General features: G+C 69.4%; 15 protein-coding genes. 5 read left to right on the top strand and 10 right to left on the bottom strand.

What is annotated here, in order from left to right; genetic code table 11:
• Positions 1-56: 56 nt before the first annotated feature.
• The 7 genes from FBZ83_RS27125 to FBZ83_RS27095 all read right to left on the bottom strand — a co-directional run bounded on the left by FBZ83_RS27125 (position 57) and on the right by FBZ83_RS27095 (position 7,233).
• On the bottom strand, positions 57-518 hold the full coding sequence (locus tag FBZ83_RS27125; protein ID WP_109070989.1) for a low molecular weight phosphatase family protein: 462 nt from the start codon (positions 516-518) through the stop codon (positions 57-59).
• A 16-nt stretch (positions 519-534) separates the two neighbouring features.
• Positions 535-1,017, bottom strand: a complete 483-nt coding sequence (locus tag FBZ83_RS27120; protein ID WP_040134544.1) for a UPF0262 family protein — start codon at positions 1,015-1,017, stop codon at positions 535-537.
• Positions 1,014-2,333, bottom strand: a complete 1,320-nt coding sequence (gene hisD / locus FBZ83_RS27115) for a histidinol dehydrogenase (protein ID WP_145689908.1) — start codon at positions 2,331-2,333, stop codon at positions 1,014-1,016. The genes FBZ83_RS27120 and hisD overlap by 4 nt, the downstream gene beginning before the upstream one ends.
• Complete coding sequence (gene hisG, locus FBZ83_RS27110) at positions 2,317-3,051, bottom strand: ATP phosphoribosyltransferase (protein WP_247888500.1); 735 nt, start codon at positions 3,049-3,051, stop codon at positions 2,317-2,319. Before hisG ends, hisD begins: the two co-directional genes overlap by 17 nt.
• Positions 3,052-3,172: 121 nt before the next feature.
• Positions 3,173-3,649, bottom strand: a complete 477-nt coding sequence (locus FBZ83_RS27105; protein ID WP_145689906.1) for a hypothetical protein — start codon at positions 3,647-3,649, stop codon at positions 3,173-3,175.
• Between the two features lie 40 nt (positions 3,650-3,689).
• Complete coding sequence (locus FBZ83_RS27100) at positions 3,690-4,982, bottom strand: pentapeptide repeat-containing protein (protein ID WP_145689905.1); 1,293 nt, start codon at positions 4,980-4,982, stop codon at positions 3,690-3,692.
• A 112-nt stretch (positions 4,983-5,094) separates the two neighbouring features.
• The gene (locus tag FBZ83_RS27095; protein WP_145689904.1) at positions 5,095-7,233 is read right to left on the bottom strand and encodes a hybrid sensor histidine kinase/response regulator; all 2,139 of its coding nucleotides are present in this window, start codon (positions 7,231-7,233) and stop codon (positions 5,095-5,097) included.
• Between the two features lie 569 nt (positions 7,234-7,802).
• Between FBZ83_RS27095 and glgX the strand changes: the two genes are divergently transcribed.
• Entirely contained in the window at positions 7,803-10,088 is a 2,286-nt protein-coding gene (gene glgX / locus FBZ83_RS27090) for a glycogen debranching protein GlgX (protein WP_145689903.1), read from the top strand.
• Between the two features lie 172 nt (positions 10,089-10,260).
• Complete coding sequence (locus FBZ83_RS27085) at positions 10,261-10,458, top strand: Nif11-like leader peptide family natural product precursor (protein WP_145689902.1); 198 nt, start codon at positions 10,261-10,263, stop codon at positions 10,456-10,458.
• 15 nt (positions 10,459-10,473) lie between these two features.
• Here the strand turns inward: FBZ83_RS27085 and FBZ83_RS27080 are convergent, their stop codons facing one another.
• Both FBZ83_RS27080 and FBZ83_RS27075 read right to left on the bottom strand, forming a co-directional pair.
• Positions 10,474-10,815 (bottom strand): hypothetical protein, encoded by a 342-nt coding sequence (locus FBZ83_RS27080; protein ID WP_145689901.1) that lies wholly within the window; start codon positions 10,813-10,815, stop codon positions 10,474-10,476.
• A 12-nt stretch (positions 10,816-10,827) separates the two neighbouring features.
• Entirely contained in the window at positions 10,828-11,106 is a 279-nt protein-coding gene (locus tag FBZ83_RS27075; protein ID WP_236778250.1) for a helix-turn-helix domain-containing protein, read from the bottom strand.
• A gap of 227 nt (positions 11,107-11,333) precedes the next feature.
• Here FBZ83_RS27075 and gpmA point away from each other — a divergent pair, with 227 nt between their 5' ends.
• Complete coding sequence (gpmA, locus tag FBZ83_RS27070) at positions 11,334-12,095, top strand: 2,3-diphosphoglycerate-dependent phosphoglycerate mutase (protein WP_145689900.1); 762 nt, start codon at positions 11,334-11,336, stop codon at positions 12,093-12,095.
• Positions 12,096-12,148: 53 nt separating this feature from the next.
• Here gpmA and FBZ83_RS27065 read toward each other — a convergent pair whose 3' ends face one another.
• Positions 12,149-14,425: a helicase-related protein gene (locus tag FBZ83_RS27065; protein WP_145689899.1), complete on the bottom strand. Its 2,277-nt coding sequence runs from the start codon at positions 14,423-14,425 to the stop codon at positions 12,149-12,151.
• A gap of 582 nt (positions 14,426-15,007) precedes the next feature.
• Between FBZ83_RS27065 and FBZ83_RS27060 the strand changes: the two genes are divergently transcribed.
• Positions 15,008-15,700, top strand: a complete 693-nt coding sequence (locus tag FBZ83_RS27060; RefSeq protein ID WP_145689898.1) for a WecB/TagA/CpsF family glycosyltransferase — start codon at positions 15,008-15,010, stop codon at positions 15,698-15,700.
• Positions 15,701-15,703: 3 nt separating this feature from the next.
• On the top strand, positions 15,704-18,070 hold the full coding sequence (locus FBZ83_RS27055) for a GumC family protein (RefSeq protein WP_247888499.1): 2,367 nt from the start codon (positions 15,704-15,706) through the stop codon (positions 18,068-18,070).
• Positions 18,071-18,182: the final 112 nt, after the last annotated feature.

The raw sequence follows: 18,182 nt of genomic DNA, 5'->3' as shown, positions 1-18,182 counted from the left end.
AAAGGACTTCCCCGAAAGCCGTCGCCGCGCCCTCCGATGATCACACAGGCCGATGATCACACCGTCGGGCCGCGGGACAGCGGGAAGCGCTCCTTGATCTTGCCCAGCAGGCCGTCGCGCACCTTGCGGTAGGCGTCCAGCATGGCCTCGCGGTTGCCGTCCACCAGCGTGGGGTCGAAGGTGTTCCAGAACTCCACCTCGCAGGCCATCGTGCGGGTCATCTCGATGGCGCGGTGCTGCGCCTCCGGCGACAGCGACACGATCAGGTCGAAGTTGGTGTCCTCCAGATCCTCGAAGCTGCGGCAGCGGTGGCGGGACAGATCGATGCCCATCTCCTCCATCACCGCCACGGCGAAGGGATCCACCTCGTCCCCCTCGCGCACGCCGACCGAATCGACATAGACGCGGGTGCCGTGGAAATGCCGCATGATCGCCGCCGCCATCGGGGAGCGGATCATGTTGTAGGTGCAGGCGAACAACACGCTCGTCACGGGGAGCGGTTGCAGCACCGGGGCCATGCGCCGCCCGACCCCGTCAGCCGCGGATGTGGAGGACGCAGATCAGCGTGAACAGCCGCCGCGCCGTCTGGAGATCCATCTCGACCTTTCCGGCCAGCCGTTCGCGCAGCATCTCCGATCCTTCGTTGTGCAGGCCGCGGCGCCCCATGTCGATCGCCTCGATCTGCGAGGGGGTGGAGCGCTTGATCGCCTGATAGTAGCTTTCGCAGATCAGGAAATAGTCCCGGACGATGGACCGGAAGCCGGTCACCGGCAGGGTGATCTTGTCCAGCGCGCTGTCGTCGTCGCGCCGGACGTCGAAGACCAGCCGGTTGTCCTCGATCGACAGATGCAGGTGATAGGGGCCGTCGTCCGCATGGTCGCAGGGGCAGAACTCGTTGTCTTCGAGCAGGTCGAAGATGGCAACCGCGCGCTCGTGCTCCACCTCCGGCTTGCGCCGGATCACGGTCTTCTCATCGAGCGTCACATGGACGATGCGCCGGTTGCCCTTCGTGCTCACCCTTGACCTCCCCCCGGCAGGCGCAGCGCCACCGACAGCGCGTGCGCGTCCAGACCCTCCGACCGGGCCAGCGTCACCGCCGCCGGGCCGATCGCCTTCACGCTCTCCGCGTCGCAGGCGACGAAGGTCGTCCGCTTCATGAAATCCAGCACGTTCAGGCCCGACGAGAAGCGCGCGGAGCGCGCCGTCGGCAGGACGTGGTTCGGGCCGGCGACGTAATCGCCGATGGCCTCCGGCGTGTGGCGGCCGAGGAAGATGGCCCCGGCGTTGCGCACCTTCGCCGCCAGCGCGTCGGGGTCCTCCACCGCCAGCTCCAGATGCTCCGGCGCCAGACGGTCGATCAGGGCCGGCGACTCGGCCAGCAGGTCGCGCACCACGATGATCGCGCCGTGCTCCCGCCAGCTCTCGCCGGCGATGGCGGCGCGGGGCAGCGTCTCCAGATGCGTGTCGACCGCCGCCGCCACCGCGTCGGCGAAAGCCGGGTCGTCGGTGATGAGGATCGACTGGGCCGAGGTGTCGTGCTCCGCCTGGGACAGCAGGTCCATGGCGATCCAGGCCGGGTCGTTCCGGTTGTCGGCGACCACCAGGATCTCCGACGGGCCGGCGATGCTGTCGATGCCGACCGTGCCGTAGACCAGACGCTTAGCGGCGGCGACGAAGGCGTTGCCGGGGCCGACGATCTTGTCCACCGGAGCGATGGTCGCCGTGCCGTAGGCCAGGGCGGCCACGGCCTGGGCGCCGCCGATGCGGTAGATCTCGGTGATGCCGCAGCGCTTGGCGGCGGCCAGGACCAGCGGGTTGATCGCCCCGTCCGGGGTCGGCACCACCATGACGATGCGCTCCACCCCGGCGACCTTGGCCGGCAGCGCGTTCATCAGGACGGAGCTGGGGTAGGACGCCGTGCCGCCCGGCACATAGAGGCCGGCGGCGCCGACCGCCGTCCAGCGGGCGCCCAGCCGCACGCCCTGGGCGTCGCGGTAGTCGGTGGTCTCCGGCACCTGGAGCCGGTGGAAGCTCTCGATGCGCTCCGCCGCGGTGTCGAGCGCGCGCAGCAGGTCGTCGCTGCACTTGCCCACCGCCGCGTCCACCTCCTCCTGGGAGATGCGCAGGGTTTCGGGCGTCAGCGTCTGGCGGTCCCAGCGGGCGGTGTAGTCGATCAGCGCCGCGTCGCCGCGCTTGCGCACCGCGTCGATGACGCCGGCGACCAGCGCCTGGACGTCCTCGCTGGTCTCGCGCTTGGCGTGCAGCAGACCCTCGAAACCTTTGGCGAAGCCGTCGGCGAAGCGGGGGTCCTGGGCATCAAGCCTGACGGGCATTCACAGCCTCCCGGAAGCGGTCGATCCAGCCGGAGATTTCCTCGGGCCGCGTCTTGAAGGCGGCCCGGTTGACGATGAGGCGGGAGGTGACGTCGGCGATGTGCTCGATCTCCACCAGACCGTTCGCCTTCAGCGTCGAGCCGGTGGACACCAGATCGACGATGCGGCGGCACAGGCCGAGGGTCGGGGCAAGTTCCATGGCACCGTTCAGTTTCACGCACTCCGCCTGCACCCCGCGCGCCGCGAAATGCTTCCTGGTGACCTCCGGGTATTTGGTCGCGACACGCACGTGGCTCCAACGCGACGGATCGTCGCTCTCCCCCAGTTCGACCGGTTCGGCGACCGACAGGCGGCACTTTCCGATGCCGAGGTCGAGCGGCGCGTAGATTTCCGGATAGTCGAACTCCATCAGCACGTCGTTGCCGGCCACGCCCAGATGGGCGGCGCCAAAGGCGACGAAGGTCGCCACGTCGAAGGAGCGGACACGGATGATGCTGAGGTTCGGGATGTTGGTCGCAAAGCGCAGGAGCCGGCTGTCCGCATCGTCGAACGCCGCTTCCGGCTCGATGCCGGCGTGGGCGAGCAACGGGCGCAGCTCCTTCAGGATGCGTCCCTTGGGCAGGGCCAGAACCAGCGGCTGATCGGCCGGCACAGTCGACGACTCATCGGCCAACGCGCTGGGCGCCGGCACGCCAAGAGCACGGGTATCGGCGGGCAAAGAACTCTCCTCGGGCTGAACCGCTGCCCGGATATACCACATTCCGCGCCGCCGTCACGGTCTTAGGAGGCATAGTGCGGCGCAGAACGGCGTTGCCCGGCGCTGAAACGGCAACGGCCGCTCAGTTGACCACCCGCCAGCTTCCGTCGGGCTGCCGGCAGGCGGTGCCGTAGCCGGGCTGCGCCAGACCGCCGACCATCAGCGTCGTCTGGTATTCGCGGCAGAGCTGGCCGTTGCGCGCCGTGTAGGCCGGGCCGGTCGGGGTGGCGGCGATGGGGGCCGGCGCGGGTTCGGTGAAGACCACCGCGGGCGGCGGGGCCGGGACCGGCGCCGGCTGCACATAGACCACCGGGGGCGGGGCCGGCACCACATAGACCGGCGGCCCGTAAACCGGCGCCCCATAGACCGGCGGATAGCCGTGGAAGTGCCGGTAGGGCGGCGGATAGTCGGGATAGACCGGCCCACCGAAGGACAGGAACACCGACGACCGCGCCTGCGCCGGACCGGTCAGGGCCGTCAGCCCGACCGCCAGCGCCAAACCGAAGACCACGCCGCCGAACACAACGCCACCGCGAACCGCACCGACGCGCCCGGACATGGGACAGCACTCCAGCAGGAAATCCGCAACAGATATAGTCCTAAAGCTTGAGCCCCGCCACACCGTCGAGAATGGCGCCGTCGGACAGCGAGCGCCGGTCCAGCTTCGCCCCGAACATGCGGGCGTTGGTCAGGTCCGTCTTGGTCAGGTCGCAGCCGGACAGGTTGGCGAAGGACAGGTCGGCCCCCGCGAAACTCACCTCGCGCAGGCAGGCGCCGCGCAGGTCGGCGTAGCGCAGCCGCGCGCCCGTCAGGTCGGATTGCATCGACCGCTTCTCGTCGAAATAGAGCGGGCGCAGGTTGGCCTTGCGCAGGTCGGCGTTGTTCAGCTTGGCCAGCCGCAGATTGACGCCGCGCAGGTCGCCGCCGATCAGCTTTGCGAGCCGCAGATCGCCCTTCTCCAGGACCGCCGCCTGAAGCTGCACGCTCGTCAGGTCCAGCCCGTAGAGCGTCGCCCCCACCGCCCGCAGCATGGTCAGGCAGGTGTGGGCCAGCGACGGGGCGTGCCGCAGGTCGAATCCCGAGAGGTCGAGCGCCGTCCCCTCCGCCCCGCTCGACCCAACCCAGCGGATGTGGTCGTGCAGAAGCTCATCCAGCGGGCGCCCGAGTTCGGCGACGACGCGGCCCACCGGATCGTCGGTCAGGGCGTCCTCCATGTCGGCGTCGGCCAGTTCGGTCATGACCATGGTGGCGCCGGTCAGCACCGCGCCGCGCAGGCAGGCGCCGCGCAGATCCGCTCCCGACAGGTCCGCCCCTTCCAGGTTCGATCCGGTGAAGTTGGCCCCGCGCATGGTGGCGCGCACCAGCTTGCACCCGCGCATCAGCGCGTCGGTGAAGTCGGTGTGGATGGCCATGGCGCCGGACAGCCGGGCGTTGGTCAGGTTGGCGCCCGACAGGTCGGCCCCCGACGCCTCCGTCGGCTGGGAGTCCACCTTGAGGATGCGCAGGCTGCCGTCGCGGTCCTTTTCCGCCAGCGAGCCGTCGCGCAGGTCGGCCTCGAACAGGTTGGCGCCGATCAGGATGGAGCCGCGCAGGCAGGCGCCGCGCAGGTCCGCCTTGATCAGGCTGGCGTTCTCCAGGTTGGCCAGCCGCAGGTCGGCGGCGAACATCGACGCGCAGTCGAGCCGCGCCCCGGCCAGGTTGGTCCCGCGCAGGCTGGCCCCGGCGAAGTCGGCGTGGGCGAGGTCACGCCCGGCGAGGTCCAGCCCGTTCAGGTCGAAAAAGGACAACGTCGCCCGCGCCCCGCCGATGCGGGCGTTCCGAAACATCTCGTGCCGGCGCACCACCGCGTCGAGCTGGACCTGATCCAGACGGGTGAGAGGACGCTGCTGCATGGCCGTGTTCGCCTCCGATCACGGTTTCAGAGTACCTTTTGCGGCCTTCACGAATCATTAATGCAGCACTCGATAGGAGGCTCTTCCTGTCGAGGACGAGACCTTCCGGCGGTCAGGCCGCGGACGACCGGCTGTGGCGGACCGGCTGGCGGTCCGTTCCCAAGGCGTTCAAGGCGTCGCGCAGCACGTCGGGGGTGACGGGCTTGTGCAGCAGCCGGCAGCCGGCGGCCACCGCCTCGCGGATGCGTTCGGGGGCGGTGTCGCCGGTCAGGATGATGCCGGGGATCGGCCGCCCCTCCTGCTCCGCCGCGCGGGTCACCGTCTCGGCGCCGGTCAGCGGTCCCGGCAGGCGGAAGTCGGACAGGATCACGTCCGGGCAGCGCGGGGCCGCGCGCAGCGCCGCCAGCGCCGCCGGCCCGTCCGCCGCCATCAGAACGTCGTGGCCCCAGCTTTCCAGAAGGAGTTGCATCCCGGCGCTCTGCACCGGGTCGTCCTCCACGATCAGGATCAGGCGGGTGTCGGAATCCTCCGCCCGGCCGGCGACCACCGGGATCACCGCGTCCGTCCGCGATTCGCTGGCCGCCAGCGGGACCATGATGGAGAAGACGGAGCCATGGCCGGGGCGCGAGCGGACCTCCACCGCGTGGCCCAGCAGCGCAGCCTTGCGGCGCACCTTGGGAAGCCCCAGCCCCAGGCCGCGGCGGCGGTCGCGCTCCGGGTTGCCGAGCTGCACGAAGTCTTCGAAGATGGCGTCCAGATGCTCCGCCGCGATGCCGGAGCCGGTGTCCCACACCTCGATGCGCAGCCATTGGCCGCGCCGCCGGCAACCGACCACGACACCGCCCGACGGGGTGTAGGCGATGGCGTTGCGCAGCAGGTCTCCCAGCATCCGCGTCAGCAGCGTGGCGTCGGTGCGCACCATCGCGGGGAAGCCGCGCACCCGCAGGTCCAACGCCTTGTCCGCCGCCAGCCCGCGGAATTCCGTGGCCACGCTGTCCAGCACCGTGGCGACCGGCACGTCGGCGATGTTCGGACGGACCACCCCGGCGTCCAGGGTGGCGACCTCCAGCAGCGCGTGCAGCAGCTTCTCCCCGCTGTCCAGCGCCTCGCCCATCTTCTCGGCGATCGACCGCTCGCGCGGCTCCTTCAGCCGCTCCATCAGCAGATGATGGAACAGGCGCAGCGCCTGGAAAGGCTGGCGCAGGTCGTGGTTGGCCGCCGACAGGAAACGGGCCTTGGCCTGGTTGGCGCGCTCCTTCTCGGCCAGGGCGCGGACGAGCTTCTGGTTGAGGGAGCGCAGGTCGGCGGTGCGCTCCTCGACCCGCTGCTCCAGCCGGGCGTTGGCGTCGCGCAGGGCGTCGCGGGCCGCCGCCTCGCGCCGCAGGCTGGCCCAGCCGAGGGCGGCCAGCCCGAACAAAGCGAGGACGCTGACGCCGACCATCATGAAGCCGTGCTGCAGGCGGTTGCTCCACGGCTCCAGGACGATCCCGCGCGGCAGGGCGACCGCGGCGACCGCCGGGAAGTCGCGCATCCGCTTCAGGCCGATGACGGCGCCCTCTCCACCGACCGTCCAATCGCTCTCGCCGGCATCCTCCCCCGGCCCCAGCGCCGGCAGCGGGCCGATCCCGGCGCCCCCGATGCCGGCCAGCCGCGTGCCGTCCAGGCGGAACAGCCCGGCCACGTTGTGCCGCCCGTCGCTGAACACGTCGAGCACCGTGTGCAGGCTGGACGAGGGAAGCGCCAGCAGGACCGCCCCCTCCAGAATGCCCCCGCGCCCCAGGATGCGGCGGACCATCAGGATGGAATCCAGCCCGTCCACCTGCCCGTGCAGAAGCTCGAGAGCGCCGTCCGCCCCCTGGAACAGGCTGGCGGTGCCGCCGTCGGGATGGATGGAGGGGCCGAACACCGTCCGGCCGCCGGCGTCCAGGATGGACAGCGCGCCGAACCGCGACGCCGCCAGCGCCTCGCCCAGGGCCCGGTCGGCGAGCGACGCGAAGCCGCCCTCTTCCAGCCGGTCGGCGACCCGCGCCAGGGCGGCGGCCCCGCCGTCCAGCACCGCGTCGGCGTGCCCTTCGAGGAAGGCCGCGGCCTGCCGGGTGCCGCGTTCGGCGCGGTCGAGCGTGCTGACGTAATCGACCAGCGACAGCCCCCCCCAGGCCACGCCGCCGAGCAGCGTCATCACCAGGACGATGGCGGCCAGGATGGCTTTCGGGTGGAAGTTCAGCAAGGCGTTGACCGGGAGCCGGATCATGGGCGGGCGCGTCTTGGTGAGGCGGGGCGGAGACGGCGTCGCCGATCCGCCGGATGCACGATGCCGTGGATCACCGGCGAAGCCTGTGTCCGGGGCGATGATCGATGGATGGGAAGCGGACTCAAGGGTTCGAGGATCGCCGGACAGCGCATCGCGCGTGGGTTGAAAGAGCGGCAGAGGAATGGCCGCCAACGCCGCCCATCATTGATCTTTCCACGTCTTCACATCCGAAGACCCGGAGACGGCATGGAAAGGCGAAAGTTGTCATTTGCGTTACACCCGCTTCCTCAGCCCTTTGTCGGAAAGCCCCCGGACATCCCCCAGAAGTTTATTTGCCTTTATTGTCTGGAACCGATGATAGCATGCGATAGTTATCGGCGCGACTCGCCATGGCGACTATGACCATACTCATACCGAACCCACTCTTTGGGTGAGGGAGGACCAATTGCTTCGGCCAGGAGTTGAAGCTCCGGCATTCATCGGAAATTGTGCCGATGACGGGATCACCCGGGCGGTCTGCGCGTTCCTGTGCTGCTTCATGCCGCAACGCGCCCACACGAGGTTCAACCGTGAAGAAGCCGCCGTTCGCTCCTAAGGTTTTCCGCCAGTCCCGCATCCGGGAAGGTCTTCCCTACCCTCTCGGCGCCACATGGGACGGGCTGGGCGTCAACTTCGCGCTGTTTTCCGCCAACGCCACCAAGGTGGAGTTGTGCCTGTTCGACCAGGAGGGGCGCCGCGAGCTGGAACGGATCGAGCTGCCCGAATACACCGACGAGGTGTGGCACGGCTATCTGCCGGACGCCCGGCCGGGCACCGTCTACGGCTACCGCGTGCACGGGCCGTACGAGCCCAAGGCCGGCCACCGCTTCAACCCGAACAAGCTGCTGCTCGACCCCTACGCCAAGCACATGGTCGGGCCGCTGCGCTGGTCGGACGCGCATTTCGGCTACCGCGTCGGCTCGCCGCGCGGCGACCTGTCGTTCGACCGGCGCGACAGCGCTCCCGGCATGCCGAAATGCGTGGTGATCGACCCGGCCTTCACCTGGGGCCACGACCGCCACCCGGCGATCCCCTGGGAGAAGTCGATCTTCTACGAGACCCACGTGCGCGGCTACACCATGCGGCATCCGGCGGTGCCGCCGCAGTACCGCGGCACCTTTGCCGGCTTCGCCCAGCAGGAGGTGGTGGAGTACATCCGCTCGCTGGGCGTCACCGCGGTGGAGCTTCTGCCGGTCCACGCCTTCGTGGACGACCGCTACCTGCTGGAAAAGGGGCTGCGCAACTACTGGGGCTACAACAGCATCTCCTTCTTCGCGCCCGACCCGCGCTACATGGCGACCGGCGCGATCCATGAGTTCAAGGAGATGGTCGCCCGCCTGCACGACGCCGGGATCGAGGTGATCCTCGACGTCGTCTACAACCACACCGCCGAAGGCAACGAGATGGGGCCGACGCTGTCCTTCAAGGGCATCGACAACGCCTCCTACTACCGGCTGGCGCCGGACCCGCGCTACTACATCAACGACACCGGCACGGGCAACACGCTGAACCTCGTGCATTCGCGCGTCCTGCAGATGGTCACCGACAGCCTGCGCTACTGGGTGACCGAGATGCATGTCGACGGCTTCCGCTTCGACCTCGCCACCATCCTGGCGCGGGAGACCTACGGCTTCGACCACAGCGGCGGCTTCCTCGACGCCTGCCGCCAGGACCCGGTGCTGTCGCGCGTCAAGCTGATCGCCGAGCCGTGGGACTGCGGCCCCGGCGGCTATCAGGTCGGCGGCTTCCCGCCGGGCTGGGCGGAGTGGAACGACAAGTTCCGCGACACCGTGCGCTCCTACTGGAAGGGCGACGAGGGCAAGCTGCCCGAACTGGCGACCCGCATGGCCGCTTCGGCCGACGTGTTCAACCGCCGGGGCCGCAAGCCCTGGGCCAGCGTCAACTTCGTCACCGCCCACGACGGCTTCACGCTGCACGACCTCGTCGCCTACAACGACAAGCACAACGACGCGAACGGCGAGGACAACCGTGACGGCCATTCGCACAACATCTCCTGGAACCACGGGGCGGAGGGGCCGACCGACGATCCGGAGATCAACGCCCTGCGCTTCCGCCAGATGCGCAACCTGCTGGCCACGCTGCTGCTGTCCCAGGGCACGCCGATGATCCTGGCCGGGGACGAGTTCGCGCGCAGCCAGAACGGCAACAACAACGCCTACTGCCAGGACAACGAGATCAGCTGGATCGACTGGGAGGGCGTCAGCGACGAGGGCTGGGCGCTGACCGACTTCGTCCGCCACCTGATCGGGCTGCGGCAGAGCCACCCGCTGCTGCGCCGCGGGCGCTTCTTCACCGGGGCCTACAACCCCGACCTGGAGGTGAAGGACCTCACCTGGATCACCCCCGCCGGCGAGGAGAAGACGACCGAGCAGTGGCAGGACCCGATGGCCCGCTGCCTGGGCATGCTGCTCGACGGGCGGGCGCAGGCCACCGGCATCAAGAAGGTGGCGTCCGACGCCACGCTGCTGCTCATCATCAACGCCTACCACGACGTGGTGCCGTTCAAGCTGCCGGAGGTCGCCGGCGGCAGCCGCTGGCTGACCCTGGTGGACACGACGGAGCCCGAACGGCTCGAGGTTGCCACCGCCCAGACCGGCGACGAGATCCCGGTCAACGGCCGCTCCCTGCTGCTGTTCGAGCTGATGCCCGACCGCCGCTCCGACATGGGGCTGAAGGCCGCCGCGCGGGCCCTGCGCGCTGCCTCCGGTCCGGGCGAACCGGTCGCGGCGATCACGCCGGACAGCATCGCGTCGGGCGCCAGCCCGGCCGAGACGGTGCAGCAACCGGGCGAGTGATCGCCCGATCCATCTAGGCTGGTGATGACCGACGGTGCGGCAGGACGCCGCACCGTCGGTCCTGATTTTTATATACAATTTTAGGCAAATAGACGATATCAAGACAGCGGACTGTCCGCATCGTTCCATTGCTTGTGTCGGCAACGCCGCAACGACATCAGGAGGTCTGGGCATGTGTCATGGCGACTACATCCGGTTCCTGGTCGCGGTCGAGGCCGACCCCGCCCTGCGCAAAGCGCTGCGGCGGGCGTCGCGTGGGCTTCTGACATTGGGCGATCTGGTCGATTTCGCCGCCGGCCACGGCTACCGCTTCACCGAGGCGGACATTCCCCTGGCCGCGGCGCAGCCCGTGGGCTGCGGAGCCGATTGATCCAGCCGGATACGGTCACGGCGGCGGGGCCGTGGTGTTGCAACTGCCGCGGACCGTCATCATGAGCCCGTCGTCGGACGGGAAGATGTCCTTCTCGGCGTCGCGCGGAATGGGAATTTTCTGACGGCGGCAGAACAGCAGGAGGATGCCGAGCGTCTTGCTGGGCATGAAGGCGACGTCCCGCACCTTCGCGGCACCCTGCTGCACCATGACCACCACGCCTCCGTCCGATTTCGGAACGACGGAGGCGATCAGGCCCAAGGGGAGATCGGTCTGATTCGGCACCTTCTGGTACCAACCGAAGGCTTTCTTGAGGGCCGAGTTCGTGAAGACAAGATGACGCGTTTCGAAAATCATTCCGGACCAGTTTCAGGCCCGGCCGCCCTCCAGTTCCGGGTTCAACCGGAACGTGATCGCACGCCCCAGTTTGGAGTCCCGCAGAAGGATCTGCTTGGTCTCCAGCAGCTTGATGGCCCGGTTGACATTGGGCCGCTGCATGCCGAGCGCATCAGCCAGTTCGGACTGGAGCACCGGCACGGGACGGTCGAAATGGAGCCGCCGGCTCAGGTAGGTGAACACACGAAGCGCCTCCAGGGTGATGTCCCGATCGGTCGAAACGGTCCTGGAGAGGAGGTCATGATGCTGCATGGCGGCCTCGGAACGCAAGTTGGCTCGGCGTCGCAGTCCGGCTGCGCAACGCGCCGGGCGTATAATTTCGCCTGCTCCGCAGGTTACCCCGCATTTGTTGTCCGAATGTGTCTCGTGCGTTTCGAAATTGACACAAAGCCGGGCCATTTGTGACGCCTTGGCCGGAACCCTTCCTCCGTCCCCCCGTTCCCGGAAGGAGCAACCGTCACGTGAGGAGGAGGGAACCCATGCATCGGCTCGTGCTGCTGCGGCATGGTCAGAGCGTCTGGAACCGCTCGGACCTGTTCACCGGCTGGACCGACGTCGATCTGACCGAACAGGGGGTGGCCGAGACCCGTCACGCCGCCGGCCTGTTGAAGCAGGCCGGATTCGATTTCGACGTGGCCTTCACCTCCGTCCTGAAGCGGGCGATCAAGACGCTCGACATCGTGCTGGAGGAGATGGACCGGATGTGGCTGCCGGTGCACAAGCACTGGCGCCTGAACGAGCGCCATTACGGCGCGCTCCAGGGGTTGAACAAGACGGAGACGGCGGCCCGCCACGGCGCCGATCAGGTCTTCCTGTGGCGGCGGAGCTGGGACGTCCCGCCGCCGCCGGTCGAGCCGGAGGACCCGTGCTCCGCGGTGTCGGACCGGCGTTACGCCGGCCTCGGGCGCGCGAATCTGCCCCGCGGCGAAAGCCTGAAGGACACCACCGAGCGGGTGATCCCTTTCTGGGAGGAGGGCATCTGCCCGGCCCTGCGGCTGGGCGCGCGGGTTCTGGTGTCGGCCCACGGCAACAGCCTGCGCGGCCTCGTCAAGCATCTCGACAAGGTGCCCGACCAGGACATCCCGCTGTTCGAAATCCCGACCAGCCGCCCGCTGGTCTACGAGCTGGGCGCCGATCTGGTGCCGCTGCGCCGGTACTTCCTGACCGACGGCGGCGGCACCGAGGAGATCACCTGGACCCGCCGGGACGACACCGGCCAGAGCGGGGTCGTGGCGGCGTGATACGATGAGCCCTTTCCTTCATTCCCTCTCCCCTCCGGGGAGAGGGAACGACCTCACCCGCCGGCGGGGCGTCGGCCGCGGTGCCCCGCCCCGCCCTTGCCGCGCTTGCGGCCGGGCAGCGGGTGGTGGAATTGCGGATGGCCGCCCTCCGCCGGGGCCGCTCCCTTGTCCGGGCCGCGCGCCCCGTCGGGACGGCGACCGCGCCGCTCGCCATGCCGCTCGCCCTGGCGCTCCTCGACCCGCCCGGCGTAGCAGCTGTCGCAGACCCGGAAGCGGTGGTTGGCCTTCAGCCGCGTGCCGCAGACCGGGCAGGCGCGGGCCAGAGAGCGTTCGGCCAGGGTCCGCTCGATGAAGGCGTTCAGCATGGCCCGGCGCTCCTGGCACAGGTCCATGTCCGGATAGGCGTCGGGGAAGCGGTAGGCCAGCCACGCGTAGGCAGTCAGCTCCTTCACGGCGCGCTCGGCCTTCTCCAGTTCCACGTCGGTGCCGACGCGGTGGTGGAAGCGTTCGGCGGCGTCGGGGGCGGAATTGCGGATCCCCTTGCCCTGGTTGGTCGCCCACAGCGCCAGCAGGCGCAGGTTGTTCTGGTCGCGCACGTCGATCGGGCAGCGCGCCAGCATGTCGCGCTCCGCCAGCGGCAGCTTCGCCCGGTCCACGGCCGTGGCGGCCTGGATGCGCTGCTCCAGGTCGGTCATGCGGAAGGTCTGGTTGGCGCGCAGCAGCTCCTGCCCCGCCGTGCGCAGCACCTTGGCGAGGCTGTCGGTGTCCAGCTCGCGCGCGATGGCCTCGACGTGGGTCAGGTTGGGGCTGATCCAGGCCCGCGGGTCCTCCGGCGGCACCGGCGGGGTGGTCAGCGCCCGGCGCACCGGGTTGATGTTCTCCCCCTCCAGCACCGCGACGCGGCCTTCCTCGTGCATGCCGAAGCGCCCCGCCCGCCCGCCGATCTGGCGGATTTCGGAGGAGTTCAGGTCGCGCTCCTCCCGCCCGTCGTACTTGCGGGTGGTCGACAGGACGACGCGGGCGACCGGCAGGTTCAGCCCCATGCCGATGGCGTCGGTCGCCACCAGCACGTCCGCCGAGCCGTCGCGGAAGCGCCGCGCCTCGGCCCGCCGCACCTCCGGCGACAGGGCGCCGTAGATCACCGCCACCGTGTGGTCGCGGGCCAGCAGTTCGCGCCGCAGCCCCATCACGTCCTTGCGCGAGAAGGCGATCACCGCGTCGCCGCGGCGGACATTCTCCAGCGCCACCCGCTCCTCCTGCACGCGCAGCGGCGACTTGCGGGTGAACTCCACGACCTCCAGCTCCTCCCCCAGCGCGGTGGCGAGGCGCTGCACGTAGGGGATGGCGTCGGCGGAGCCGGTCATCAGGATTTCCGGGGCGGCCACCCCGGCCACCGCCTGGGTCCAGGCCCAGCCGCGGTCGGGATCGCCGATCATCTGGATTTCGTCGATGACGCAGGCGCCCCAGACCTTGGAGGTGTTGACCATCTCGATGGTCGAGGAGGTGAAGGAGGCGCCGGGCCGCACATCGCGCTCCTCGCCGGTCACCAGGCTGCAGGCCCGCCCGCGCGTCTCCAGCGCCTCCTGCCCCTCCAGCGCCAACAGGCGCAGCGGGGCGAGGTAGCAGCCGCTCGGCGCCTCGGCCAGCCGGTCCATGGCGGCGTGGGTCTTGCCGGAGTTGGTCGGGCCGACGAACAGCCGCAGCTTGCGCACCATGGCGCGCGCCGTGGCGAAGCTGTCGAGATAGACGCCGAGGCCGGAGGCGTTCTCCAGCCGCTCCCGCCGGACCTTCAGACCGGCGCGGGCGGCGGCGGTGGAGAAGGCCTCCTCCAGCGCGTCGAGCAGGGTCTGCAGGCGCGGGATGCGGCCGCCGAAGCCGATCACCCGGCCCAGCTCGTCGGCGAAGCCCTTGGGCCGCCACGCCTCGCCGAAGCCGTTGGCGCGCTGCGCCATCGAGGCGAACCAGCCGTCCACCCGCCCGCGCGCCTTCTCGATGGCGGCGGAGGACAGGCAGGCCGCCTTGACCCGCTTGCCCAGGGTCTTCGCCTGGGGACGGCCGAAGCCCTCCTCCGCGGTCATCAGGCCCCACAGCTCCGCCTCGATGTCGGGCAGCGGGCCGAGCGCCACGCGGAACCGCAGCTTCAGCTTCCGGTCGGTTCCGGGAACGACCACCTCATGGACGACGGCGACCGACCAGCGGGCCGGGGTGCTGTCGGCATCCACCTCGATCCCGTCGCCGCGCACCACCGCGGCGATGGCGCGCAGCGCGTCGCGGCGATCGAACTCGTCGGCGGTGCCGGCTTGGCGGGGGGTGGTCTCGTCGTTGCTCATGAACTGGTCTTCTTCCATCGCCGGCCCCGGAGAGATCGGCCTGAGAAATCAAGGGACTGGTCGGGGGCTGGTGTGGTCCGGCGGTCTTGGTCCGACGGTCTTGGGGGGCTTCGCCGGACCTCGAACAGTGCCGCACCGCGGGGCGGACGCCCACCCCCTCTTCCGCACACCGGTGCCCCACGGGCGTACCTATATGGTCGGAGCCATAGGATAGGGCAAGCCGATTCAGGGGCTCCCCCGGCGTGGCCGGGCTAATTCGCCTGAACTTCCCCCTCTCCCATCCCACCGCTGCGAAAAAGGGGCGGTGCCGGCCACATCATTCCCTGTTGTCTGGCGGTCGCGTCGAAAGGGGTACCCGGTAACGGTCAAGCCGGCTGCCACCAATCGAAAGTGTTAGCAAGCAATATCGTCTTACTGCACCGCAAACCGTCGGGCATCATCGTTCCAGAGACAACGTAACCGTCGTCGCTTCGCAGATTTGGTTAGGAGATGTGCATGCCGACCCCTCGTGACGTCCTGGCACTGATCGAGAGAATACGGTGTATTTCTTGCGAGGACGAGCGCCATGCATTGATAAAGACATTGTCAGCCGTCGAGCGACCGACCATCCTGTCGTTCCTCAACGCTCACGGCGTGAACCTCTGCGCGGGGTCCTCCGCCGCGTGGTCGGCCTTCCGCGCCTCCGACGTCCTGTTGCGGGACGGGGTGGCGCTGGAGACCGCCCTGCCGTGGCTCGACCAGCCGGTCGGGCTGAACATGAACGGGACCGATTTCATCCCGCTTCTCCTCCGCCACCTGTCGCCCCGCCGGGTCGCCGTCTACGGCACCGCGGCGCCCTGGCTGGACGAGGGGATCGAGCGGCTGAAGGAGCGGACCCCGCATGACTATGTCGATGCCCAGCACGGGTTCCATTCCGTGGAGCATTACATCGCCCGTGCGCGGGAGATTGAGCCCGACGTCATCATCCTGGCCATGGGCATGCCCCGCCAGGAAGAGGTCGCGGCCCAGCTCAAGCGCGCGCTGGATCATAAGGTGCTGATCGTCAACGGCGGCGCCATCATCGATTTCCTCGCCGGGCGCTTCACCCGGGCCCCCGCCGCCCTCCAGCGCATCGGGCTGGAATGGGCGTTCCGGCTGGTCCAGGAGCCCCGCCGCCTGTTTCGCCGCTATTGCGTCGGCGCTTTCGGCTTCGCCCACACCGTCATGCTTATGCGCCGTGCCGCCATGCGTTCGTCCAGCGCCCCAGCACCCGCGCCCATGCATAAGGAGCTTTGAGTCGTGGAAAATCTGCCCCAAGTCAATCATGGCGGCCATCACGGCGGTCCGCCGGCTCCGGTTCCGGCATGGCCCGCCGCCCCCGGCCCGTCCCGGCGCAGCGAGTTCGAATCCCAGACCCCGTCCATGGGTCCCGACTTCCGCTTCATCCTGCGCGTGCTGGCCAGCCACAAGTGGCTGATCGCGGCCATCGTGGTGGTGCTGACCGGCCTGTCGGCCCTGGGCGTCTCCACGCTCAAGGACCAGTACACCTCCGAAGCGCTTCTGCTGGTCGACAACCGGCAGGTCCGCGTCGTCCGCGAGGTCGAGCAGGTGGTGGGCGCGATCCCCACCGAGGACGCGGCGATCCTGAGCGAGATCGAGATCCTGAAGTCGCCGCAGGTGCTGAACCAGGTGGTGAACGATCTCCAGCTCGCCCAGCATCCGGAATTCAACCCGCCGGCGCAGGAGGACGAGACGCTTCCGCTCGTCGAGCGCGCGGTGGCCTACGGCCGCGACCTCGCCTCGCGCTTCTGGGAGGGCACCCCGCCGGCCCCGGTCGCCTGGCTGCTGAGCCACGGTGACGAGGTGGCGCAGGACATCCGGGCGCGCGAGGCGCACGCGGCGCTGGGCAACGACCAGATCATCGCGCGCATCCACCGCAAGCTGGACGTCGCCATCGTCGGCCGGTCGCGCGTGATCCAGGTGCGCTTCACCTCCAAGGAGCCGCAGCTGAGCCGCGACGTGGTGGACGGCATCGTCCGCCGCTACATGGAAACCCGTCAGCAGATGGACCGCGACCTGTCGACCAGCGCGATCTCCTGGCTGCAGGACCGCATCGTCCTGCTGCGCAAGGAGGTGGCCGAGGCCGACGCCCGGGTCGAGGAGGCCCGCGTCAAGGGCGGCCTGCTGAAGGGCGGCACCGGCCTGATGGCCCAGAACGAGCTTGAGCAGACCCGCCTGCGCCTGAGCGAGGCCTCGGCCATCCGCGCCCGCTCGGTCGCCCAGGCCGACACGCTGGAGCGCAACCTGAAGGCCGGCAACTGGAACGCCATCGGCGGCAGCATCGCCTCGCCGGTCGTCGCCCAGCTCCGCGCCACGGTCGCCGCCATCTCCACGGAAATGGCCCAGCTCTCCCGCCAGTACGGTCCGAAGCACCCGCGCATCGTCGAGCTGCAGGGCCGCCTGAACGAGGCCAACTCTTCGCTCCAGCAGGAAATCCGCCGCGAGATCAACGGCGTCCGCGAAGCCGCCCAGGTCGCGGTCGAGCAGGAGACCGCGCTCCGCTCCATGATCACCCGCATGGAGGGCAGCTACGCCACCATGCAGGAGCAGGCCATCCCGCTGCGCACCCTGGAATCCGAGGCGACCGCCAAGCGCCAGCTTCTCGACAGCCTGCTGGGCCGTCTGGAAGAGGTCGAGGCCCAGAAGGACAGCCGCGCCTTCCCGGCCGCCGTTAAGCTGGTCTCCGCGCCGCAGGTGCCGCACGAGCCGTCGGGTCCCTTCCGCGTCCTCCTGCTGCTGGCCGGCTTCGTCGCCGCCCTCGCGCTCGCCATCTTCAGCGTCTTCGGTCTGGAGCTTCTCCAGCGCCGCATCCACACCCCGGACGCCGTGCGCCGCATCCTGGGCGTCGGCACCGTCCACATCGTGCCGCACCACAGCGACCGTGGGGCCAAGGGCCGGCTCTACAAGATCTTCCAGCGCCATCCCTTCTCGCTGTTCAGCGAATCCCTGCGCGCCCTGTTCCGCAACCATCTGTCGGATCTCGGTCCGGTCGGTGCGCTGGCGGTGACCTCGGCCCGCCCGCAAGACGGCAAGACCTCGCTGACGCTCGCCGTCGCCCAGGTCGCCAGCCAGGCCGGCCGCCGGGTGGTGGTGGTGGACACCGACTTCCGCCGCTCCCGCATGGAAGGGCTGTTCGACCTGTCCACCAAGAAGGGCCTGTCTGACTGGATCGCCGGTGACGCCACGCTGGACGAGATCGTCCACACCTCCGACGACGTGCCCTTCGCCATGGTTCCGGCGGGCAAGCTGAACCCGATGACGCTGGACCGCTTCAACGTCGACAGCCTGGTGCAGCTGATGGCCGGCCTGTCCCCCAGCTTCGATCTGGTGGTGTTCGACACCGCCCCGGCGCTGGCCGTGTCGGATGCCCGCATCGTCTGCGGCGCCGCCTCCAAGGTTCTCTTCGTCACCCGCTGGGGCCACACCACGGCGAGCGACCTGGACGCGGTGGCCGACCTGGGTCCGATCGACCACAGCAAGTTCGTCTGCGTGATGACCGACGTGAACCTGAAGAAGGCGGCCAGCAAGGGCTACCAGGGTCCGTACAACAGCTACGTCGCCACGCGGAAATACTACGGCGACCAGACCCTGCGCGCCGCGCCGTAAGCGACGTCTCCTTCACCTCTGCCTGCATAGCCCTCTCCCCTCCGGGGAGAGGGTGGCCCGGAGGGCCGGTGAGGGGGTTGTGCTTGTGAGGGACGTTCCGACACGCACAACC

It is taken from the genome of Azospirillum brasilense (assembly GCF_007827815.1).
Lineage (GTDB): Bacteria > Pseudomonadota > Alphaproteobacteria > Azospirillales > Azospirillaceae > Azospirillum > Azospirillum brasilense_C.
Note: the sequence above shows the minus strand (reverse complement) of the source record. Positions and strands in the feature narration are given on the sequence as shown.